Below are 20726 nucleotides of genomic sequence, written 5' to 3'. Positions count from 1 at the left end.
AGGTTAGTCTGTAAGCAGGCTAACCTTTTTTATTTACAAATGTTATGATGTTTTAGCCTTTTACGATTAAAGTATTAAATAAGAGCAACTAATAGTAAAATTACTTAGCTTTGCATCGCAAAAATTATGCTTACATTAACAGAATTAAAGTCCTTACTGGCTACGCCACAAAAAATTGTAATTACCACACATCATAAACCTGATGGCGATGCAATGGGCTCATCTTTGGGCTTATATGGATACTTAATTCAAAAAGGACATCACGTAACTGTGGTTACACCCACCGATTATCCTGTTTTTTTACATTGGATGCCTAACAATAGTGATGTTGTAATCTTTACCGATGAAAAAGAAAAAGCAGCTAAGTTGGTTGAAGAAGCAGCTTTGATTTTCTGTTGCGATTTTAATACGTTAAGTCGCATTAATGAGTTGGGCGAATTGGTGAGAGCTTCAAGTGCAAAAAAGGTAATGATAGACCATCATTTGGAGCCAGAAGATTTTGATGATTACCGCCATTGGGATATTAATGCATGTGCTGCGGCACAATTGGTTTACGATTTTATTGTAAACCAGTTGGAAGATGAAAAGGGCATAAATAAAGATGTTGCAACCTGTTTATACACAGGTATTATGACAGATTCTGCATCTTTCCGTTTTCCTTTAGCCACATCAAATGTTTATCGTATTGCAGCAAATTTAATTGATTTGGGTGCAGAACATTGGAAAATCCATCAGTTGGTTTACGATAATGCAAGTGAAGACCGTTTACGCTTTCTTGGCTACTGTTTATCAAACAAGCTAGAAGTTTTACACGAATTTAATACAGCAGTCATTACAGTTACTAAAGATGAACTTGCAAAATATAATAGCACAACTGGCGATACAGAAGGTGTCGTAAATTATGCTTTATCCATAAATGGCATTCGTTTAGCAGCATTAATCATCGAAAGAACAGATAAAGTTAAGCTTTCTTTACGCTCTACCGGTGATTTTCCGGCAAATGAAATTTGTAAAAAATATTTTAGTGGTGGCGGACATCGAAATGCAGCTGGTGGCGCATCAGACAAATCATTAACTGAAGTGGTAAGTGAGTTTAAATCGATATTACCTGAATATAAAAATCAATTAATTGCATAAATAAATAATGAAACCTGCAAAGCAAGCTTCATAACCGATAAAAATCAATAAATAAATAATGAAACCTGCGAAGCAAGCTTCATAACCGATAAAAATCAATAAATAAATAATGAAAAAAGGAATAATTATTCTATTCGCAGCAACGTTAGGGTTAGCTGCTTGTAACAATTACAAAAAAGGTGAAGGAGATTTGCAATACAAAATCCTTAAAGATGAAGGTAAAGAAAAAATCAAAGAAGGTGATTTTGTTAAATTAAACGGTATTCAAACAGTTGAAAGCAACACCAACGCCGATTCTACCCTTGTAAATACTTACGATAACGAGCGTCCTGCTTTTTTTCCAATTAGTAAATCAATGTTTAAAGGCGATTTAGTTTCTGCTTTAAAAATGTTAGGTGAAGGCGATAGTGCTTCATTCAAGTTGAACTTAGATTCGATGGCTAAATATTCCGGACAACCTAAACCTGCAGGTTTAAAAACTAATTATGCAACTTTTACGGTTAAAATTGAAAAAGTATTGCACAAAACAGCTAACGAAGCAGATTCTACTTTTGAGAAGAAGAAAAGAGATTTTTTCGAATCAGAATACAAAGGTTTAATTGCTAAAAACAAAGCAAACGAAGCTTCAAAAATTAAAAAATATATCGATGATAATAAGTTAGAAGTTAAATCTACTGCATCGGGCTTACAATATATCATCGAAAAACCAGGTAATGCAGAAAGAGCTGCTTTAACTGATACCGTTATGGTAGATTATACAGGTCAGTTTACCAATAAAAAAGGTGATGGTAAAATCAATGTTTTCGATACATCAAACGAAAAAATTGCTAAAGAAGCAGGGATTCATTCTCCAATGGCTCAATACACAGCTCGTCCATTGGTATTAAATCAATTGGCTCCAGGGTTTATCGAAGGTGTTCAATTAATTGGTGTTTGTGGAAAAGTTAAAATCATCATCCCATCTAAATTAGGTTACGGCGAAAATGGTGGTGGTCCAATCAACCCATTCACTCCATTGGTTTTCGATATCGAGATTAAATCAATTAAAAAAGGAAGTGCAGCACCTGTTGCAGCTCAACCAATGATGCCAACTCCGGCTCAATAAATAAAATAATAAATAAATGTAAAGCCCTGAAACTGCAAAGTTTCGGGGCTTTGTATGTTCAGGGCTTTCTGCTTTAGCCTTTCTTGTCTATCTTTACCGCATGATTCTTACTGATACCCACACCCATATATACTACGAACAGGATGCAGAAAAACAAGAACCATTGATTCAGCGTTGCTTCGAAAATGATGTTAATCGATTGTTTTTACCAAATGTAGATGTGGCTTCCATTGCGATGATAGACAATTTGGTAGAAAAATATCCTGAAAATTGTTTTGCTATGGCGGGTTTGCATCCATGTGATGTTAAAGAGGGTTATCAGCATCAATTGGACATCATTTACAAAAGTATTGCTGATAGAAAAATTTATGCAATAGGTGAAATTGGTATCGATTTATATTGGGATAAAACCACTTTAGCTATTCAGCAGGATGCTTTCCGTAAACAAATTAACTGGGCTAAAGCTTTAAATCTTCCAATCGTAATTCATTGCCGTGAAGCATTCGACGAAGTTTTTGAAATTTTGGAGAGTGAAAAGGATGATAAGTTGAGAGGAATTTTTCATTGCTTTACCGGAAGTGAAGCGCAGGCCAAACAGGCTATTGCTTTAAATTTCTACTTAGGAATTGGTGGTGTGGTTACTTATAAAAAGGCAGGACTAGATGCGGTTCTATCACAAATACCCTTATTTAATCTGGTTTTAGAAACCGACTCGCCATATTTAGCACCAGTTCCATTTAGAGGCAAACCCAACGAAAGCAGTTATTTGATTTATGTTGCTGAAAAGTTAGCAGATATTTACGATGTTTCTGTTGAAGAGGTTGCGAAGGTAACTACCGAAAACTCGAAGAAAGTTTTTGGTGTTTAAGCTTTTCCAATTACCAAATTCTTTTTATTTCGAAATAAAACAACTTTAAAATAGAATCTTTTTACGTTCTTTTGCGGGGAGCAACTTTACCAAACCAAATGAATAACATTCTAATAATTTATACCGGTGGCACCATCGGCATGATAAACGACCCCGAAAACGGGATGCTGGTTCCTTTCAACTTTGAGCAGATTAAAGAAAACGTGCCAGAATTAAATCGTTTAAATTATCATTTAGATGTACATTCTTTTAATCCGGTGTTAGATTCCTCAAACATGGATCCGGAAATTTGGAAAACGTTGGCAGAACTTGTTTATAAAAATTACGATTTGTATGATGGTTTTGTAATTCTACACGGTTCTGATACAATGGCATTTACGGCATCGGCGTTAAGTTTTATGCTAGAGAACTTAAGTAAGCCTGTTGTTTTAACTGGTTCGCAATTGCCCATTGGCGAAATCCGAACTGATGCTAAAGAAAATCTGATTACAGCTTTAGAAATTGCAGCTACAAAAGAAGATGGTAAAGCTTTAGTGCCAGAGGTTTGTATATATTTTGATTCGCAATTGTTTAGAGGAAACCGTTCTATAAAATACAATAGCGAAAAGTTTGAAGCTTTCCGTTCACCAAATTACCCAATATTGGCTGAGGCCGGCGTTCATCTTCAATTTTATAAAAATTACATTTTACCAGCTCCAGATGAAGCCTTAATATTAAGAACAAACTTCAATTCGAACATAGGTGTTTTAAAACTTTATCCTGGAATTACACCACAAGCTGTTCAAGCCATTACAGATTCCAAGGTAGATGCTATAATTTTAGAAACCTTTGGTTCGGGCAATACCACAACGGCTCAATGGTTTTTAGATAGTTTGCGCCAAGCCATTTTAAATGGTAAAATCATCATTGATATTTCTCAATGCAAAAAGGGTTCTGTGCAGTTAGGTCGTTATGAAACCAGTCGTGAGTTGCAAAAAATGGGCGTTTTAAGTGGTTTTGATCTCACTTTTGAAGCTACCGTAACTAAATTAATGTTTGTTATGGGTTTAGGTTTGCCAGTAACTGAGAGTCGAGTTTTAATGGAAGAGTCTATCCGTGGCGAATTGACTAATGAAATGGCTTGATTTAGCATTATTACCCATATCGATAAAAGTAAAACTTCTGCAATTATGATATAAGCGATTCTTGTTCTGAGTAATTAGCCTTATTTTTGCTAGTAAAGGTTAGGGATAAATGGTTTAGTACGAAAGGTTTTAATCTCTAATCTTATATCCCAATACTCAAATTCATAGCATGAAAATAGAACAGATATATACAGGTTGTTTAGCTGAAGCTGCATATTACATCGAAAGTAATGGCGAAGCTGCAATTATAGATCCGCTTAGAGAGGTCTCTACGTATTTAAAAAAAGCAGAAAAATCGGGTGCCACAATTAAGTATATTTTCGAAACGCATTTTCATGCAGATTTTGTATCAGGTCATGTTGATTTGGCTGAAAAATCTGGTGCTGAAATCATTTATGGTCCTACAGCCAAAACAGAATTCAAATCGCACATTGCCAGAGATGGTGAACAATTTAAAATTGGTGCATTAACCATAACTGCATTACATACTCCAGGGCATACATTAGAATCTACAACCTATTTGTTAACTGACGAACAAGGTAAAGATTACTGTATTTTTAGCGGCGACACACTTTTTATAGGCGATGTTGGTCGCCCGGATTTAGCACAAAAAGGGCAACTTACTATGGAGGATTTAGCAGGAATGCTTTACGATTCTTTAAACGAAAAGATTAAGCCTTTGGCTGATGACGTTATTGTTTATCCTGCTCATGGTGCGGGTTCTGCCTGTGGAAAAAGTATGAGCAAAGAAACTTTTGATACTTTAGGGCATCAGAAGGAAGTGAATTATGCTTTAAAAGCGCAAACTAAAGAACGGTTTATAGCTGAAGTTACAGATGGGATTTTGCCTCCACCACAATATTTCGCTAAAAATGCAGCCATAAATAAAGGTGGTGTAGAAAGTATTGATGATGTTTTTGAAAAGGGTATGATTGCTTTATCTGCTCAAGAATTTGAAGATATGGCAAACCAAACCGGTGCAATTATGCTTGATACAAGAGATCCTCAGCTTTTTGCGAAAGGCTTTATCCCAAACGCTATTAACATAGGTTTAAACGGACAATTTGCACCTTGGGTTGGTGCTTTAATCACTGATTTAAAACAACCAATTCTGTTAATAACCGACGAAGGTAAAGAACAGGAAACTATAACCAGATTAACCCGTGTTGGCTATGATAGTACGATTGGTTATCTAAAGGGTGGTTTTGAAAAATGGGTTAATGCTGATAAGGAAATAGATAGCATTGAATCTGCTTCTGCAGATGCTTTTGAGAAAGCTGCTAACGAAAATGATATTATTGCCTTAGATGTTCGCAAACCTGGAGAGTATGAATCTGAACATTTGGATTTTACATTAAGCCGCCCATTGGATTTTATTAATGACTGGACGAGTGAAATTGATCCCGAAAAAACTTATTACATTCATTGTGCAGGTGGTTATCGTTCGATGATTGCCGCTTCAATTTTAAAATCGAGAGGTGCAGAGCATGTAATCGACGTTGCGGGTGGTTACGCTGCAATTAAAAATACCAGTTTAAAAACCACCGATTTTGCTTGCCCAAGTAAAGCAATGAAGGTTTAGTTCTCGTCATTTCTAGGTGCGATGCAATCTTAAGGCGGTTGCAAACTAATATTAGAAAAATTGCTCTTGCCACTCAATAAAGAGGCTGTTACTTATAATTAGAATAAAGATTTTTATACAACAAACTTAGATGATCTTAGATCGCTAAAGTGGTAAATATTTATGATGTCAGAAAATCAAAATCATTACGATGTATTAATAATTGGTGCTGGTCCGATAGGTATGGCTTGCGCCATCGAAGCCAAAAAGGCTAACCTAAGCTATGTAATCGTAGAGAAAGGTGCTTTGGTAAACAGCCTTTTTAATTACCCGGTGTTTATGACATTCTTTTCCACTTCGCAAAAGTTAGAAATTGGTGGACTGCCTTTCGTAACTATTAATCCTAAGCCTAACAGAAATGAAGCGGTGGAATATTATCGCCGTGTTGCAGAGACATTTGCTTTAAACATACATCTTTTTGAAAGTGTAAAGCAAGTAGTAAAAAATGAGCAGGAAGTTTTCGAAATCACTACATCCAAAACAAATTATACGGCATACAGTGTAATTGTAGCAACCGGGTTTTATGATGTGCCTTTATTGATGAATGTACCTGGTGAAGATTTGCCAAAAGTTACACATTACTACAAGGATCCTCATTTGTATGCGTTTCAAAATGTTGTGGTGGTTGGAGCAAACAATTCTGGAGTTGATGCTGCATTAGAAACTTACCGAAAAGGTGCAAATGTTACCATGATTATTAGAAGTAGAGAACTTGGTCCACATGTTAAATATTGGGTTCGTCCTGACATCCAGAATCGAATCAAAGAAAGAGATGTTAAAGCATTGTTCGAATCTGAATTGGTAGCCATCCGAGAAGGTGAAGTTGATGTGAAAACGCCAGAAGGTTTGATTACAATTCCAAATGATTTTGTAATTGCAATGACTGGTTATCAGCCTGATTTTGCTATGCTACGAAAATTTGGTATTGAACTGCCTGAAAGTTTGTGCCCGGTTTACAACGAAGAAACCATGGAAACCAATGTTAAAGGTTTGTATTTAGCTGGTGTTGTTTGTGGCGGCTTAGATACACACAAACTTTTCATCGAAAATTCACGTGTTCATGCAGAAATAATTGTGAAGAATATAGTCGGCTAGGATTTTTGATTTTTAGGATGTTGTATCAAGCTTATTTGATGCTCTTTCTTTCAAAGGATTCTTTAAATTTTTTTTAGCGTTTATTAACCTGAGTTGGACGACACGTCTTGCTGAATCTATTCAGCATCTTTTTTGCATATAAGACCCTGAAATAAATTCAGGGTGATGTAAACTAAAAAAAGCAGCTTATAAACCTGAAGTCGATTGTTAAACTTAACATTTTGCTCTTTTATCGCCGTATTGCTTACACCACACGTCTTTCTGAATTTATCTCAGCGTCTTTCCTGCAAATAAGACCCTGAAATAAATTCAGGGTGACGTAAACTAGAAAAAGCAACTTATAAACTTGAATTCGATTGTTAAACTTAATGTTTTGTTGTTTTATCGCCATATTGCTTATACGACACGTCTTGCTGAATTTATTTCAGCATCTTTCCTGCAAATAAGACCCTGAAATAAATTCAGGGTGACGTAAACTAGAAAAAGCAGCTTATTAATAATGTGAAGGAAAATTAATAATCGAACTTAGGTTATTAGAAATCAATCAATTCCACTCAAGCGAACTGAAATAATTTTTGATATTTCTAGGTTAAAGGATGTCTCAGCTTCGCTCGAAATGACGCGGTGGCTATACTTGTCGTTATCTCGACTGAAGCGCAGCGAAATGGAGAGATCTTCGAAATGGATTAGAATTAATTACTGCTTAAATTTCTCAGCTTCGCTCGAAATGACGCAATGACTATACTCGCCGTCATCTCGACTGAAGCGCAGCGAAATGGAGAGATCTTTAAAAATAGATTAGAATTGTTTACTAATTAAATTTCTCCATTTCCCTAGAAATAACGATAAGCTTTATTTAGTCTTCTTAGGATATAAAACCCCAAATCCTTTATACAAGCCATTATGTAAAATTGTTAAATGATTTTCATCGGGCATTGGGTTGAAATTAATGTTAAGGTTTTGGTTATTGTATAGAATTTCAGCAAGCTTTTTAGCATCGTCTTCCATTCGCTTTCCCTCTGTACCAACAGTTATATAAACTTTCGTCTCTTTTGCTAAAATATTCTCCAAATACTTAGGTGCATCATTTAAAAGCGATTCATTATTCCACCATAAACTCGGACTAACAATCATATAGTTAGTAAATAGCTGAGGTTTTTTAAGCAATATTTCGGTCGCCAGCAACCCACCTAACGATTGTCCTATAATTGTTTTTGATGAGTTGGTTTTATATTTACGCTGTATAAAAGGCTGTAACTCTTCCTCAATGAATGAAATAAATTGCGCTGACTTTCCTGTTGTCGGGAAGTCTTTTAAATCAGCTTCAACAGTTGTTGGAAAAGTAAAATCTCTTTTTCTATCAACATTTGCAATGCCTATTACGATAGACTTTGGCATGGCATCAATCATGGTGAGGAATTGCACTAAACCTGCCACATGAATAAAATCTTCATTCGCAGAACCATCTAACAGATAAATAACGGGATACGTTTTGGATGAATCTGAAGAATAACCATCTGGCAGGTAAACGTTAAGTATTCTGTTTTCTTTTAGAATTGATGATTTAATGGTTTGAACTTCAGCAAATTTAAAAGGTTGTGGTATTTGTTTCTTTTGAGCAGAAGAATTAAGATGTATAAAAGATAAAAGGCAAAAGAGTTTAAAATAAAATTTCATTATTGATAGGGAATTTAAAATGCAATTATGGATGCAATATTAACTACTCCATCGGTATTTTAAGTGTATTTCCAACAAAACTTTCAATCGCCTTTTCTACGCTTGGTAAATCTTTAGATGTAATATACGAACCTAAAACATGGTTCCCAGCATTTGGTATGGCCATTTTTTTCTTCAATTCAGGGTCGGTTCCAAGTTCGTTAAACATTTTCAGCATAGCATCTACACGCACCACAGGATCTTGCTCCAACTCATTTTTATAAAAGTATAGCATTAAAACGGGTTGCTTAACTTTCTCAAACACGGTTTTAAACATGGTGCTTTCAATAAATTCTTGTAATTGTACTAAAGATTCTAACCGGTAATTGGTGTACCAATATTTCTTGTATTCGTCGCTTCTGGCATCCAAAACCCTTCGTTCGTCGCCACCAACTACTCTTCTGGCAATTTGCAATCCCCATGGGTCATTTAATAACCAAGCATTTTTATCATTTATGGCAACATTTGGCGATAACAAAATCAAACCATTAATCTCAGGATAAACCGAAGCAAGTTTTAAGGCAACCGTTCCACCTGTAGATGTGCCAACTAATATCACTTTTCTACCTAGTTTTTTTCCAATAGCAAGTGCTTCCTTACTGGTTTCCCATAGCCGCTCAGCTGTAAAATACTGCATTGGCGCAATGGTGTCAATACCATGGTCGGCAAGCCGTGGCAGGTATAAATTTGCCTTCAACTTTCTAGCTAAATTAATATGAACGGGGTTTCCTTCCATTCTTGAAGCAGGAAAACCATGCAAATAAACCACCGCATATTCTGTTTGGTTATGAGCTGAATCTGCCCATACTATTTCCGATTGATTACCTGGTTTTATATTAAATTTGCTTTCTATGGTTTTAACATAACCATCTAACTCTTTAATATCCGGTACTTTGATTGGCTCTTCATTATAAACAGGCTTTTTAGGCTTCGGACCAGCCAAATATGTTCCAATTATTATAACTGACAAGCCGAGCAGAATTTTATACCGTTTTTTCAATGCAATGTTTTTATTAAATGTAAACTTTTATAGGAAATTAACCTAAGTTTGCAATCAAAATTTTTCGACTTAATGCCGGGAATCGAACAGATAAAAAAACCTATAGCAGCAGACATTAAAGCGTTTGAAAAAACCTTTAAAGATTCTATGCACAGTGATGCTCCGCTGCTAGATAGGATTACCCATTATATTGTAAAGCAAAAAGGAAAGCAAATGCGGCCTATGTTCGTGTTTTTTGCTGCCAAACTTTGCGGCGGAATCACGGAATCAACACATCGTGGTGCAGCTTTGGTTGAACTTCTGCATACGGCTACTTTGGTGCATGATGATGTTGTGGATAATGCTTACGAACGTCGAGGCTTTTTTTCTATCAATGCTTTATGGAAAAATAAAATAGCCGTTTTGGTTGGCGATTATCTGCTCGCAAAAGGTTTATTATTATCGGTAAACAATAATGAACATCGTTTGTTACAAATTGTGTCTGAAGCAGTAAAGCAAATGAGCGAAGGCGAGCTGTTGCAAATAGAAAAGGTTAGAAAAATGGATATTTCTGAAGATCTATACTTCGATGTTATCCGTCAGAAAACAGCTTCCTTAATCGCCTCTTGTTGTGCAGCGGGTGCTGCATCGGCAGGTGCTGATGATGCGACAATTGAAAAAATGCGCTTATTTGGTGAAAAAGTTGGTATTGCTTTCCAGATAAAGGATGATACTTTTGATTTCGGGACAGATGATGTTGGAAAGCCATTGGGTATTGATATTAAGGAAAAGAAAGTAACGCTACCATTAATTTATGCGCTAAATAAGGCAGAAAAATCTGAACGAAAAAGGATTATCAATTTGGTTAAAAACCATCAGGATGAACCCGCTAAAATTCAGCAAATTATAGATTTTGTTAACGCAAAGGAAGGTGTTTTTTATGCAAATCAAAAAATGCAGGAATACCAGAATGAAGCATTTGATATTTTACACCAATTTGAAGCAGGTGAAGCAAGAACCGGTTTAGAACAACTGGTTTTATATACCACCGAACGTAAAAAATAATGAGCAACGAGTTACTTTTTAGCATAGGTTTTCTGTTATTTATTGTGCTTATTTTGGCCTTAGATTTAGGTCTTTTTAGTAAAAAGGAGCATGTTGTTAGTTTGAAACAAGCTGGTGTAATGAGCTTGATAATGGTTGGCTTTGCCATAGGTTTTTATTTTATTCTAATTACCGAAGGTCATTTATTGCATGGTATTAAAGATTTCGCACACCTCAAAGAAATTGTTGTAAAACACCAGCATCACATAAGCCTAATTCCCGGCAGCTTTGAACAAAGTTTATCCATTTACAAGCAAAACCTAGGGTTAGAGTTTTTAACCGGTTATGTTATCGAATACGCCCTATCAGTTGATAATATATTTGTTATAGTATTGATATTTTCTGCTTTTGCGGTAGAAGAGAAATATTACCATAGAGTGTTGTTTTGGGGGATATTAGGTGCAATTATTATGCGTTTCATCTTCATATTTGTTGGTGCAGCCTTAATAACCAAATTTGCCTGGATTTTGTATGTGTTCGGTGCATTCCTTGTGTTTACTGGTGTAAAAATGTTTTTAAGTAAAGATGAAGATGAAAAAATCGATCCTGAAAACCATCCTGTTGTTAAGTGGGCATCGAAAATTTTCGCCATCCATCCAAAATACGAGGGTAAAAACTTTTTCGTAAAAATTAATGCGAAGCGAATGGTTACGCCATTATTTCTAGTTTTACTAATTGTGGAATTTACAGATTTGTTATTTGCAGTCGATTCTATACCAGCAATTTTTGCCGTAACTAAAGACCCATACATTGTATTTTTCTCCAACATATTTGCCATAATGGGTTTGCGTTCTATGTTTTTCTTGTTGGTAAACATCATTCATAAATTTCATTATCTAAAAACTGGTTTAGCTTTTCTATTAACCTTCATCGGTATAAAAATGCTAGCCCACGTTTACCTAGAGAAATGGGGTTTTACTACAGAACATTCATTAATTGTTATTTTAAGCATTTTGGTAATTAGTGTGGTTGCATCATTAATCTTTCCAAAGAAAAAAGTCCATAAAGCAATATAATTGTATCAGGCGACTGATTTTCTAAGGTTTTTTTGGAAAGCAAAACCTGTGTTTCATTTTATCGCTCGTCCTGCTTTCCGTTTTACTCCATTTCATTTCGTGTTCACTGCAATCAGGTTTAAACCAATTTTTTCCTTCGATTTTTTTAACGGTTGCAAAATGCCAAAGCAAAATATACGTTACAGCACTTGCGCTCGCTTAATATTTCGTATTTTCAACAATTAAATCAATTACCAAACTTCTATTCATGAAATACCTTTTCGCATCTGCATTACTTTGCACATCTTTTTTTGTTCAAGCTCAAGATAACTTCGGTGATGTTTTCAATAAAATAAATACCGATGTACAACAAAATTCTAAAGCTTATGAAACACTAAAATATGAAACTGAAAACATTGGCCACCGTTTAACGGGTTCGGCAAATGGCGCAAAGGCAGAACAGTATGCTTTTGATTTGTTAAAATCGTATGGTTGCGATGTTAAATTCCAACCTTTTGAAGTTGAAAGTTGGGCAAGGAAAACCATTAATGTAGAAATCGGTGCCGATAAAAACACACTTAATAAAATGAAGGCGGTTACTTTAGCGCATTCACCTGTAAAGGCAGATATAACTGGTAGTATTGTGGATGCTGGCAATGGTTTAGAAGCAGATTACCAATCAAATCCTGATAAGTTTAAGGGAAAAATTGCATTGATTTATTTAGGTGTTTTACCTGGCTCGGCTGCGGGCACAAAATCGCTGCATCGCTCAGAGAAAACAGCCATTGCAACAAAATATGGGGCTACTGGTGTAATTATAATCAATACAGTAAAAGATGGTGTTTTGTTAACTGGTACGGCTTCGGTTACTGGTAAGCTCATACCAATTCCTGCAGTTTGCATTGGCTTAGAAGATGGGATGGCTTTAAAAGAAAGGCTGAAAACACAAGCTCGGGTTGCGCATATCAGCATGACTAATTTTTCGGGTTTAATTAAAGCCAGAAACGTAGTTGCAACTTTTAAAGGGGCAGAATCACCAAACGATAGAATTGTTGTTGGCGGACATTTAGATAGTTGGGATTTAGCTACTGGCGCAATAGACAATGGCATTGGTTCTTTCGCAATTATGGATATGGCCCGTACATTTAAAAAACTAAATTTAAAAACCAGGCGGACAGTAGAGTTTGTTTTGTTTATGGGTGAGGAGCAAGGTTTGTTAGGTTCTAAAGCGTATGTAGAACAGGCAAAGAAAGCCGGAAATATTAGTCAGGTTAAGTTTATGTTAAACTACGATATGACTAACGACCCAAAAGGATTTTCAACCTCAAGAGCGGAGATGAAGGAGCTATTTACGGCATGGGGCGCAGATATTGTTAAAATTGATACCGGATTTAAAAACTTATTTAACGCAGGTGCAGGTTTGCACAGCGACCACCAGCCATTTATGTTAGCCGGAATACCTACAGGTGGTGGAGCAGGTGGAAAATTGCCAAACAATTCTGGTCCGTTTTACCATTCAGATGGCGACAGCTTTAAACTTGTTGATGAACAAGGCCTAAAAAATACTGTTCGTTATAGTGCCATGTTAACTTATGCATTGGCCAATACACCCAAAATACCAGTAGGCGTACAAGGTGAGGAGGAATTAAGAACCTTTTTAGAAGCTCAAAATTTAAAAGAACCATTGACGATTGCTGGAGAATGGCGTTGGAAATAGATCTTGAAAGATTTATTGACTTTTCCTTCGGGTTGATTCCACAGATTTAGGGATTGCACTGATATTTTGCAATATTTCGAAACGGTATTGCATTGGATCTGTTTTCCCTAAAGCCTAAAGCCTAAAGCCTAAAGCCTAAAGCCTAATTACCCACTAATATAGCTCTCTAGTTGTGAGATGGTTTGTTTCTGATCGGCAATGATATATTTTACTAAATCGCCAATAGAAATCATTCCTTTTACTTCATCATTTTCTACAATTGGTAAGTGACGAATGTGCTTTTCAGTCATTATTTCCATGCATTTATCGATGGTATCGCTTAATGTAATGGAAATAGGATTAGGTGTCATGACTTCTTCAATCATCGTATCTTTAGATGATTTACCTTGAAGGATGATTTTTCTAGCATAATCCCGTTCAGTAAAAATTCCCGAAAGTTTCGCCTCGTCCATAACAAGAACAGCACTAATGTTCTTATCCGTCATAACTTTTAATGCATCTAAAACTGAAATATTTTTACTAACGGAAATAATGCGGACTTGTTTGGTATCCAGCAGGTGTTTAACTGATTTCATATTTTATTTATTTGGTTACAACAATTTATGAAATAATTTTCTGTAAATCAATATTTTATTTTGGCATAATGAGCTGAAATAGAAATTCAATCGGGAGTTATTTAAACCTGATGGTACGAAAAGCCACCAATTTTTTCTATTGGTGCTTGTAGGGACAGCAGGACTGGAATAACATAAGCAGCACAGGTATTGCTTTTCTAAAAATATAAAGGAAGAAATTACTCCATAATGTTGTTAATTTATCAGCTATTTTACAATTCACAAACCAGCTTGCACTGTCATTTATTTGGGTTTCACAAAGCTATGGTGTAACTTTGTATCACATTTAAAAACAATAAATTATGTCATCAGTAGAGACGTAATCTTCGTTTTTACGGCATTTCATAAAATCACACAAAATCAATTTTACATTGATTATCAATTAGTTAAAATAATTATTAACTCACAAAATTTTATCTAATTTCTTAAATGTTTGCAAATTGTTTGCGCACTTTTAAAATTTGCAAACATTTTCATTCTAAAATCGTAAGTTTATTTTATGGCAAATTGTAACCTCTACCACGACAAAAGACGTTCAAAAAAGAATGATTTATATCCTATCAAAATTAGGATAACTCACGAACGCAAAAGCAAATTTTTTGAAACAGTATTTAGTGCTGATGAACCAGAATATGCAAAAATTTTAAGTGGTCTTAGATTGGATGCTGAGCAGAAAAAAACTAAAAGTAAACTGAATGAGTTGCTAAAAAAAGCAAATGATATTATTGAAGATTTAGAAGTCTTCAACTTTGAGACCTTTACCACTAGATTTAAAAATACTGGAGACAGAAACAACCTGTTGGATATAATAAGAGAAAAAGCGACTTCACTTAAAGAAGAAGAGAATTTTGCAAATTCTAGATTATATTTCCAATCAGCTGATTTGATTGAGCGTTTTAATGTTGAACAGAAAAAATCGAAAAGCCTTTTTGTAAGAGATCTTACACCAGATTATCTGAAAGCTTTTCAGAAATGGGCAACTGGGACAAACTACATTATCGATAAAAATAAAGATAAGCTGATTAAAACATATTCTGTTACAACCCTTAACATGTATTTAACCAGAATTAAGGCTGTAGTAAATTCTTTAGTAGAAAGAGGTGAGCTCCACATTTCAAAAAATCCATTTGGTAAAGGGAAATATATCATTCCTAAATCGAGAAGTGCTAAGCGCCCTCTAGAGCATGCAGAAATAATGTCTATCGTAAATTACCAATGTGCAGATGCTAATGAAATTTTTGCTAGAGATATGTTCATTTTCTCTTATGTTGCTAATGGTATGAATTTCTATGATATCTTTAAATTAAAATGGTCGGATATAAAAGGAGATGCTTTTTATTTTATTCGTCAAAAGACTTCTACAAAACTTCCAGATAAACAAATAAGAGTTTTTCTAAATCCCAAAATTCAATCTGTTATTGATGCTCACGGGAGTAGAAAACTTGGCAACAACTATATTTTTAATGTCGTACCATGGGGTGCTACTAAAGATGTTGAACAAAGAAAAATACGTTCTAGCATTAGTACCGTAAATATGAAATTAAAAAAGATAGCAACGAGTTTAGGGATTACCTCTGATATAAGTACTTATTTTGCACGCCATACATTCGCCACAATGATGCATGATTTAGGGGCATCAATCAATACGATTAGAGATGTCATAGGGCATGAGGATATTAAATCAACGCAAAGCTATATAGGCTCTGAGCGAACTGAAAAATTAAGAGAATTTCAAGAAAAATTAATAAACTGAAAGTAACGAAGATGTAACTAAAAATTAAATATTAATATTTTTTTAAAATTTGTTACACAAACATTGATATTGTAACATTATTGTTGTATTATTGTCATGTGAATTTTGAGATTAAATATTTGGTCAAATTAAAGGAGATAAAAGCTTCACTTCAGAAAGATATTACTGATTTAGATTTAGTTATAAACGATATTTTATTAAAAAACGTTAATGCTCTTGATTATATCTCTAATCAAGAGACTTTAGGCGTATATGATTTTCGATTATGTAAGGCAAGTGAAGAAAAGGTTCATTTCGCTATCTCTCGCCTAGGTAAGTCAAACATCGAAGTAATAATGAAATTTCTTTCGATTTTAGGGGAAGTGAGAACTGGCGGAGAACTGTTTGAGCTTGTTGAAGATGGAATACAAATATTATTGAAAAATAAAATTTTAAAGGAGCAGATATTGAACGGGGAAGCAAACTATTTTTTGTACATGAAGCCAAAGCCAGAAAGAAAAATAAAGTAATAATAAAAAAAAGCCCTATTAGGGCTTTTAAAGGAGGTTGGGTTGTGTTAAGTTTATGGCACATATCACATTAGAGTAGGAAATACAGTTTGTTTCATTAAACTTATTTGTAAATTCCCCTAACTTGAGAATAGGGTAACCATGCACGGTTGCCCTTTCTTTTTCTTAGTCAAAAGTAAGTGCTTGTACGGAATAATCAAATTCTTTTTATAATTAAGCATAAAAAAACCTGACGCAAATGGCCAGGTTTATTATTCTTTTTTTTGAGTGCATCACTAAAGCCAATGTCTAGCGGGGCACTAATTGATTACAAAAGTATAAACAAATTTGACTAATACAAACAAGTCAAAGTAATATTTTTATAACGCGTAATCAATCTTTTCATTTATAACTTTTTTAATCATAGGATTGTTTTCAAAAGATTTAAAAAGTGTATCTAATTTTAACTCCATTTCAATTTCTCTATTCGTAGATATTTGAGCTAGAAGATATCTTATCACTTTAATTGAAGCATCCAATGAGTGCTGATTTCTAAAATTGTATTTGTTCCCAGGTATGTTTGATATTCCTTTTGGTTGCATCAGGTCATAAAGTACGCCCCCATGAGAGCACATATTTCTAACATAAATTAAGGTTTGCATGAAGTTCTGGAAAATATAAAGTTTCTTTAAATTATAACTTGAGCAAATTGTTTGCTTTATACTTTCGTCCTTTATAGCTTTAAATAATTTTAAACTTCCTCCAAAAGGAATAAATTCGATTGTCTTCCAAGCAGGAGCAAATTTATCATTTATATATTTTTGGTGATGTTTTAGAATAGGTTTGTTATTTTTTTTGAAATTTTCGTCATAAAATTTCTCAAAACTCGTGATGTAGTCTGCTCCTACTACTTTGCTATTAACAAACCATGTTGGAGAATCTTGATATTTATTTGAAACATAATAAACTATTTGGGTACGGAAATGTACTTCTATTCGATAAATGTATTTTAAAAGCAACTCCCTTAAATCAACATCTAAATAATATAAAGAAACAACATCTTCAAACTTTGTTCCTGCAGTTAATGTATGCTTATCATCACATTCAAAACAATTCCAATAAAAGCCTAATCTGTAATAACCAATATCGAGCAGAATTTCTTTTGCTTTTGGTTCATCAGCTATGACCATACCTCGCCCTTTTAATAATGCTATTTGCTCATCTACAGTTGTTGCTTTAGCTCCCATCTTATAATTTTAATATATGTCGCATCTCAAAGTTTAGCAAATAATGCAACATTAAAGTCTTGATTTTTATTAGCTCTAATACTTATTACTTGCCTACAAAGCTATTCTTTATATCAGATAATTTTAAACGTTTTAAATTAATCATAATCAATTTACCATCTTTACGGGAAACCGTATTTTAAATAGCTTGTAATATCATAATTTAAAAAACTTTAGTAAAGCTAAGCTATAAGTAATAGTTTAGGATATTAACCAAAAAACGGTAATTTAACCCTCTCAAAAAAACTTAGATGCAATTAAAGGAACTGACCCCTCGTAAAGCGATTAACAAAGCATTCTTAAAAGTAAAACCAAACAGAACTGATATAGAACTTTTCAAAGCAAATCTAATTCAGCTTTTAGATAGGATTAACGATAAGGAAAGCGAGGAGTTTCATAAAAACATCGTAAGTGATTTTTTGAAGAAAACATATTATGAGCCAAATAACTTCATAAATACTAAAGGCAGAAATGATTTAGTAATTCATAATGGTAACGCAGCAAAGAGTTCTGTAGGTGTAATTATCGAAGCAAAAAGTCCTGTCAATAAATCGGAAATGGTTAGTGTAACTAAGTTAAACACTAAAGCATTTCAAGAATTAGTACTGTACTATTTAAGAGAGCGGATAACGCATAAAAACTTAGAAGTTAAGAACCTTGTAATTACTAATATTAACGAGTGGTACATTTTCAATGCTAAAACATTCGAACGCTTATTTGCAGAAAACAAAAGTTTGGTTAAGCAGTTTGAAGATTTTGAAAACAATCGGCTTTCTGGAAGTACAACTGATTTATTTTATTCGAATATAGCAAAGCCTTTTATAGATGGATTAACAGACGAAATTGAGTTTACTCACTTTGATATTAGAGATTACAAAAAAATTGTAACCAATAATAATAGTGAAGATGATAACAAACTTATTGCGTTATTCAAGTTACTTTCTCCTGAGCATTTACTTAAACTGCCGTTTACAAACGATAGTAATACATTAGATAAACGTTTCTACAGTGAGCTATTGCATATCATCGGCTTAGTTGAAACTAAAGATGGTGGTAAACGCTTAATAGAGCGAAATAAAGATGGGCAACGACATTCTGGGACTATTTTAGAAGATACCATTATTCATCTAGACAGTTTAGATAAAATTAGCAGATTAAGTAAGGCATTTATTTATGGCGAAACCCATCAAGAACGCTTGTTTAATGTAGCACTCGGATTAAACATTACTTGGATAAATCGAATTCTGTTTTTAAAACTTCTAGAAGCTCAATTGATAACTTATCATAAAGGCGATAAATCTTATGCTTTCCTAAACTTAGATAGGATAAAAGAATATGATGATTTAAATAGTTTATTTTTTCAAGTATTAGCGGTTAAACATGAAAACAGAAATGAAGATGTAAAAAAGTTATTTGAAAAAATTCCTTATTTGAACAGTTCTCTTTTTGAACCAACTGAAATCGAACATCAGACACTTTTCATCAGTAATTTAAAGGATGATAAAACCATTCCAGTTCTATCAACTACTGTATTAAAAGATGAGCAAGGTAAAAAGCGGACAGGTAGTTTAACCACTTTAGCCTATCTTTTTGAATTTTTAAATGCTTACGATTTTAGTAGTGAGGGTTCGGAAGCCATACAAGAAGAAAACAAAACTTTAATTAATGCATCTGTTCTCGGCTTAATCTTCGAAAAAATTAATGGCTACAAAGATGGTTCATTCTTTACCCCAGGAATGATAACTATGTATATGTGCCGTGAAACACTACGCAAAACGGTAGTGCAAAAATTTAATGATATAAAAGGCTGGACTTGTGTAGAATTTGATGAACTATATAATAAAATTGAGGATAAAAAAGAAGCTAACCAGATTGTAAATAGCGTAAAAATATGCGACCCTGCTGTTGGTTCTGGTCATTTTTTGGTATCAGCTTTAAACGAGTTAATTGCTATTAAAAGTGATTTGAAAATTCTTCAAGATAAGGATGGTAAATTGCTAAAATATTATGATGTAGAGGTTGAAAATGATGAAATGATTGTAACTGACGAAGAGGGACATCTTTTTGAATACAATCCAAAAAATAAAGAAAGCCAGCGCATTCAGGAAACATTATTTAATGAGAAGCAACACATCATTGAGAACTGTTTATTTGGCGTAGATATTAATCCAAATTCTGTAAAAATATGCCGTTTACGTTTATGGATAGAATTATTGAAAAATGCATATTATAAAAATGCAACAGAATTAGAAACGCTACCGAATATTGATATTAACATTAAAAACGGGAACTCGTTAATCAGTAGGTTTGCTTTAGATAGTGATTTAAAAGTTGCATTAAAAGGGAAGCAAATCTCTATCGATGATTATAAAAATGCTGTTTCCAACTATAGAAATGCAAAAAGCAAAGAAGAAAAAAGGGAGTTAGAAAACCTCATCAATGAGATTAAAACCGACTTTAAAACGGAAATTAATAAAAACAGTAAAGAAAGTCAATCTCTGCAAAAATGGAAAGCAGAACACTTTACCAAATACGGAACTAACCAATTATTTGAAACAGCTTTAACAAAAGCCCAACAGAAAGACAAAAAAGAGCTCGAAGCCAAAATCAAAAAAGCAGAAGATTTTATACATGAAATTAAGAGCAATAAAATTTATGAAAATGCTTTTGAATGGCGTTTTGAATTTCCAGAAGTGTTAAATGACGAAGGAGATTTCGTAGGCTTTGATGCTATAATTGGTAACCCACCATATATTCAACTACAAAAAATGGGAGCAATTAGTGATGCTTTAGAGAAGATAGGATACGAAACCTTTGCTCGAACAGGTGATATCTATAGCTTATTTTACGAGTTGGGGCATAGAATTTTGAAAGAAAAAGGATTATTAACTTTTATAACTTCAAACAAGTGGATGCGGGCGGGATACGGAGAGAGCTTACGTAAGTTTTTTGCAGAAAAAACAAATCCTTTAATATTAATTGATTTTGGAGGGTCACAAATTTTTGATACAGCTACTGTTGATACGAATATTTTAATGTTTGCAAAGGATAAAAATAGACAGCAAACTTTAACCTGTATTGTGAAAGATAAGGTGTTAAATAATTTGAGCGTTTTTGTTAAACA

General features: G+C 33.9%; 16 protein-coding genes. 12 read left to right on the top strand and 4 right to left on the bottom strand.

The genetic code is table 11. The features are described 5' to 3' along the window. The first annotated feature begins 126 nt into the window (after nt 1-126). From D7004_RS18055 to D7004_RS18030, 6 genes are all read left to right on the top strand, one after another. The gene (locus D7004_RS18055) at nt 127-1137 is read left to right on the top strand and encodes a DHH family phosphoesterase (protein WP_123207236.1); all 1011 of its coding nucleotides are present in this window, start codon (nt 127-129) and stop codon (nt 1135-1137) included. A gap of 109 nt (nt 1138-1246) precedes the next feature. Then, nucleotides 1247-2242: an FKBP-type peptidyl-prolyl cis-trans isomerase gene (locus D7004_RS18050; protein WP_123207235.1), complete on the top strand. Its 996-nt coding sequence runs from the start codon at nt 1247-1249 to the stop codon at nt 2240-2242. A gap of 100 nt (nt 2243-2342) precedes the next feature. Further along, nucleotides 2343-3110 carry a TatD family hydrolase gene (locus tag D7004_RS18045; RefSeq protein WP_123207234.1) on the top strand — a complete coding sequence of 256 codons (768 nt, stop codon included), beginning with the start codon at nt 2343-2345 and terminating at the stop codon, nt 3108-3110. A gap of 98 nt (nt 3111-3208) precedes the next feature. Then, entirely contained in the window at nt 3209-4234 is a 1026-nt protein-coding gene (locus D7004_RS18040) for an asparaginase (protein WP_123207233.1), read from the top strand. Between the two features lie 169 nt (nt 4235-4403). After that, entirely contained in the window at nt 4404-5816 is a 1413-nt protein-coding gene (locus tag D7004_RS18035) for an MBL fold metallo-hydrolase (RefSeq protein WP_123207232.1), read from the top strand. A 162-nt stretch (nt 5817-5978) separates the two neighbouring features. After that, nucleotides 5979-6950, top strand: coding sequence for a YpdA family putative bacillithiol disulfide reductase (locus D7004_RS18030; protein ID WP_123207231.1), 972 nt, complete (start codon nt 5979-5981; stop codon nt 6948-6950). 852 nt (nt 6951-7802) lie between these two features. Here the strand turns inward: D7004_RS18030 and D7004_RS18025 are convergent. Both D7004_RS18025 and D7004_RS18020 read right to left on the bottom strand, forming a co-directional pair. Next, a complete protein-coding gene (locus tag D7004_RS18025) occupies nt 7803-8627 on the bottom strand; it encodes an alpha/beta hydrolase (protein ID WP_123207230.1) in 825 nt (274 codons plus the stop codon). A 43-nt stretch (nt 8628-8670) separates the two neighbouring features. Next, nucleotides 8671-9636 (bottom strand): alpha/beta hydrolase, encoded by a 966-nt coding sequence (locus D7004_RS18020; protein ID WP_244214371.1) that lies wholly within the window; start codon nt 9634-9636, stop codon nt 8671-8673. A gap of 102 nt (nt 9637-9738) precedes the next feature. Here D7004_RS18020 and D7004_RS18015 point away from each other — a divergent pair, with 102 nt between their 5' ends. The 3 genes from D7004_RS18015 (at nt 9739) to D7004_RS18005 (ending at nt 13461) form a co-directional block, all read left to right on the top strand. Beyond that, nucleotides 9739-10710, top strand: a complete 972-nt coding sequence (locus tag D7004_RS18015; protein WP_123207228.1) for a polyprenyl synthetase family protein — start codon at nt 9739-9741, stop codon at nt 10708-10710. Then, nucleotides 10710-11765, top strand: a complete 1056-nt coding sequence (locus D7004_RS18010) for a TerC family protein (protein ID WP_123207227.1) — start codon at nt 10710-10712, stop codon at nt 11763-11765. Before D7004_RS18015 ends, D7004_RS18010 begins: the two co-directional genes overlap by 1 nt. A 247-nt stretch (nt 11766-12012) precedes the next feature. Continuing rightward, nucleotides 12013-13461: a M28 family peptidase gene (locus D7004_RS18005; RefSeq protein WP_123207226.1), complete on the top strand. Its 1449-nt coding sequence runs from the start codon at nt 12013-12015 to the stop codon at nt 13459-13461. Between the two features lie 146 nt (nt 13462-13607). On the opposite strand, the gene D7004_RS18000 is transcribed toward D7004_RS18005, so the two are convergent. Further along, nucleotides 13608-14036 carry a CBS domain-containing protein gene (locus tag D7004_RS18000; protein WP_123207225.1) on the bottom strand — a complete coding sequence of 143 codons (429 nt, stop codon included), beginning with the start codon at nt 14034-14036 and terminating at the stop codon, nt 13608-13610. A gap of 538 nt (nt 14037-14574) precedes the next feature. Here D7004_RS18000 and D7004_RS17995 point away from each other — a divergent pair. Next, entirely contained in the window at nt 14575-15828 is a 1254-nt protein-coding gene (locus D7004_RS17995; RefSeq protein WP_123207224.1) for a tyrosine-type recombinase/integrase, read from the top strand. A gap of 119 nt (nt 15829-15947) precedes the next feature. Further along, complete coding sequence (locus D7004_RS17990; protein WP_148042837.1) at nt 15948-16337, top strand: hypothetical protein; 390 nt, start codon at nt 15948-15950, stop codon at nt 16335-16337. A 359-nt stretch (nt 16338-16696) separates the two neighbouring features. Here D7004_RS17990 and D7004_RS17985 read toward each other — a convergent pair whose 3' ends face one another. Continuing rightward, complete coding sequence (locus tag D7004_RS17985) at nt 16697-17563, bottom strand: Abi family protein (RefSeq protein ID WP_123207222.1); 867 nt, start codon at nt 17561-17563, stop codon at nt 16697-16699. 290 nt (nt 17564-17853) lie between these two features. On the opposite strand from D7004_RS17985, the gene D7004_RS17980 reads away from it, so the two are divergent. Beyond that, nucleotides 17854-20726 (top strand): DUF7149 domain-containing protein (locus D7004_RS17980; protein ID WP_148042836.1); only part of this gene is annotated, 2873 nt, incomplete at its 3' end.

Origin of the sequence: Pedobacter jejuensis (genome assembly GCF_003725795.1) — a bacterium.
GTDB lineage: Bacteria > Bacteroidota > Bacteroidia > Sphingobacteriales > Sphingobacteriaceae > Pedobacter > Pedobacter jejuensis.
The sequence above is the reverse complement of the archived record's forward strand: the minus strand, read 5'-3'. Positions and strand labels throughout refer to the sequence as shown.

Excerpts from the sequence above, each read along its gene's own strand:
- D7004_RS18055 (WP_123207236.1), top strand. The coding sequence starts at position 127 with ATGCTTACATTAACAGAATTAAAGTCCTTACTGGCTACGCCACAAAAA.
- D7004_RS18050 (WP_123207235.1), top strand. The coding sequence starts at position 1,247 with ATGAAAAAAGGAATAATTATTCTATTCGCAGCAACGTTAGGGTTAGCT.
- D7004_RS18045 (WP_123207234.1), top strand. The coding sequence starts at position 2,343 with ATGATTCTTACTGATACCCACACCCATATATACTACGAACAGGATGCA.
- D7004_RS18040 (WP_123207233.1), top strand. The coding sequence starts at position 3,209 with ATGAATAACATTCTAATAATTTATACCGGTGGCACCATCGGCATGATA.
- D7004_RS18035 (WP_123207232.1), top strand. The coding sequence starts at position 4,404 with ATGAAAATAGAACAGATATATACAGGTTGTTTAGCTGAAGCTGCATAT.
- D7004_RS18030 (WP_123207231.1), top strand. The coding sequence starts at position 5,979 with ATGATGTCAGAAAATCAAAATCATTACGATGTATTAATAATTGGTGCT.
- D7004_RS18025 (WP_123207230.1), bottom strand. The coding sequence starts at position 8,627 with ATGAAATTTTATTTTAAACTCTTTTGCCTTTTATCTTTTATACATCTT.
- D7004_RS18015 (WP_123207228.1), top strand. The coding sequence starts at position 9,739 with ATGCCGGGAATCGAACAGATAAAAAAACCTATAGCAGCAGACATTAAA.
- D7004_RS18010 (WP_123207227.1), top strand. The coding sequence starts at position 10,710 with ATGAGCAACGAGTTACTTTTTAGCATAGGTTTTCTGTTATTTATTGTG.
- D7004_RS18005 (WP_123207226.1), top strand. The coding sequence starts at position 12,013 with ATGAAATACCTTTTCGCATCTGCATTACTTTGCACATCTTTTTTTGTT.
- D7004_RS18000 (WP_123207225.1), bottom strand. The coding sequence starts at position 14,036 with ATGAAATCAGTTAAACACCTGCTGGATACCAAACAAGTCCGCATTATT.
- D7004_RS17995 (WP_123207224.1), top strand. The coding sequence starts at position 14,575 with ATGGCAAATTGTAACCTCTACCACGACAAAAGACGTTCAAAAAAGAAT.
- D7004_RS17985 (WP_123207222.1), bottom strand. The coding sequence starts at position 17,563 with ATGGGAGCTAAAGCAACAACTGTAGATGAGCAAATAGCATTATTAAAA.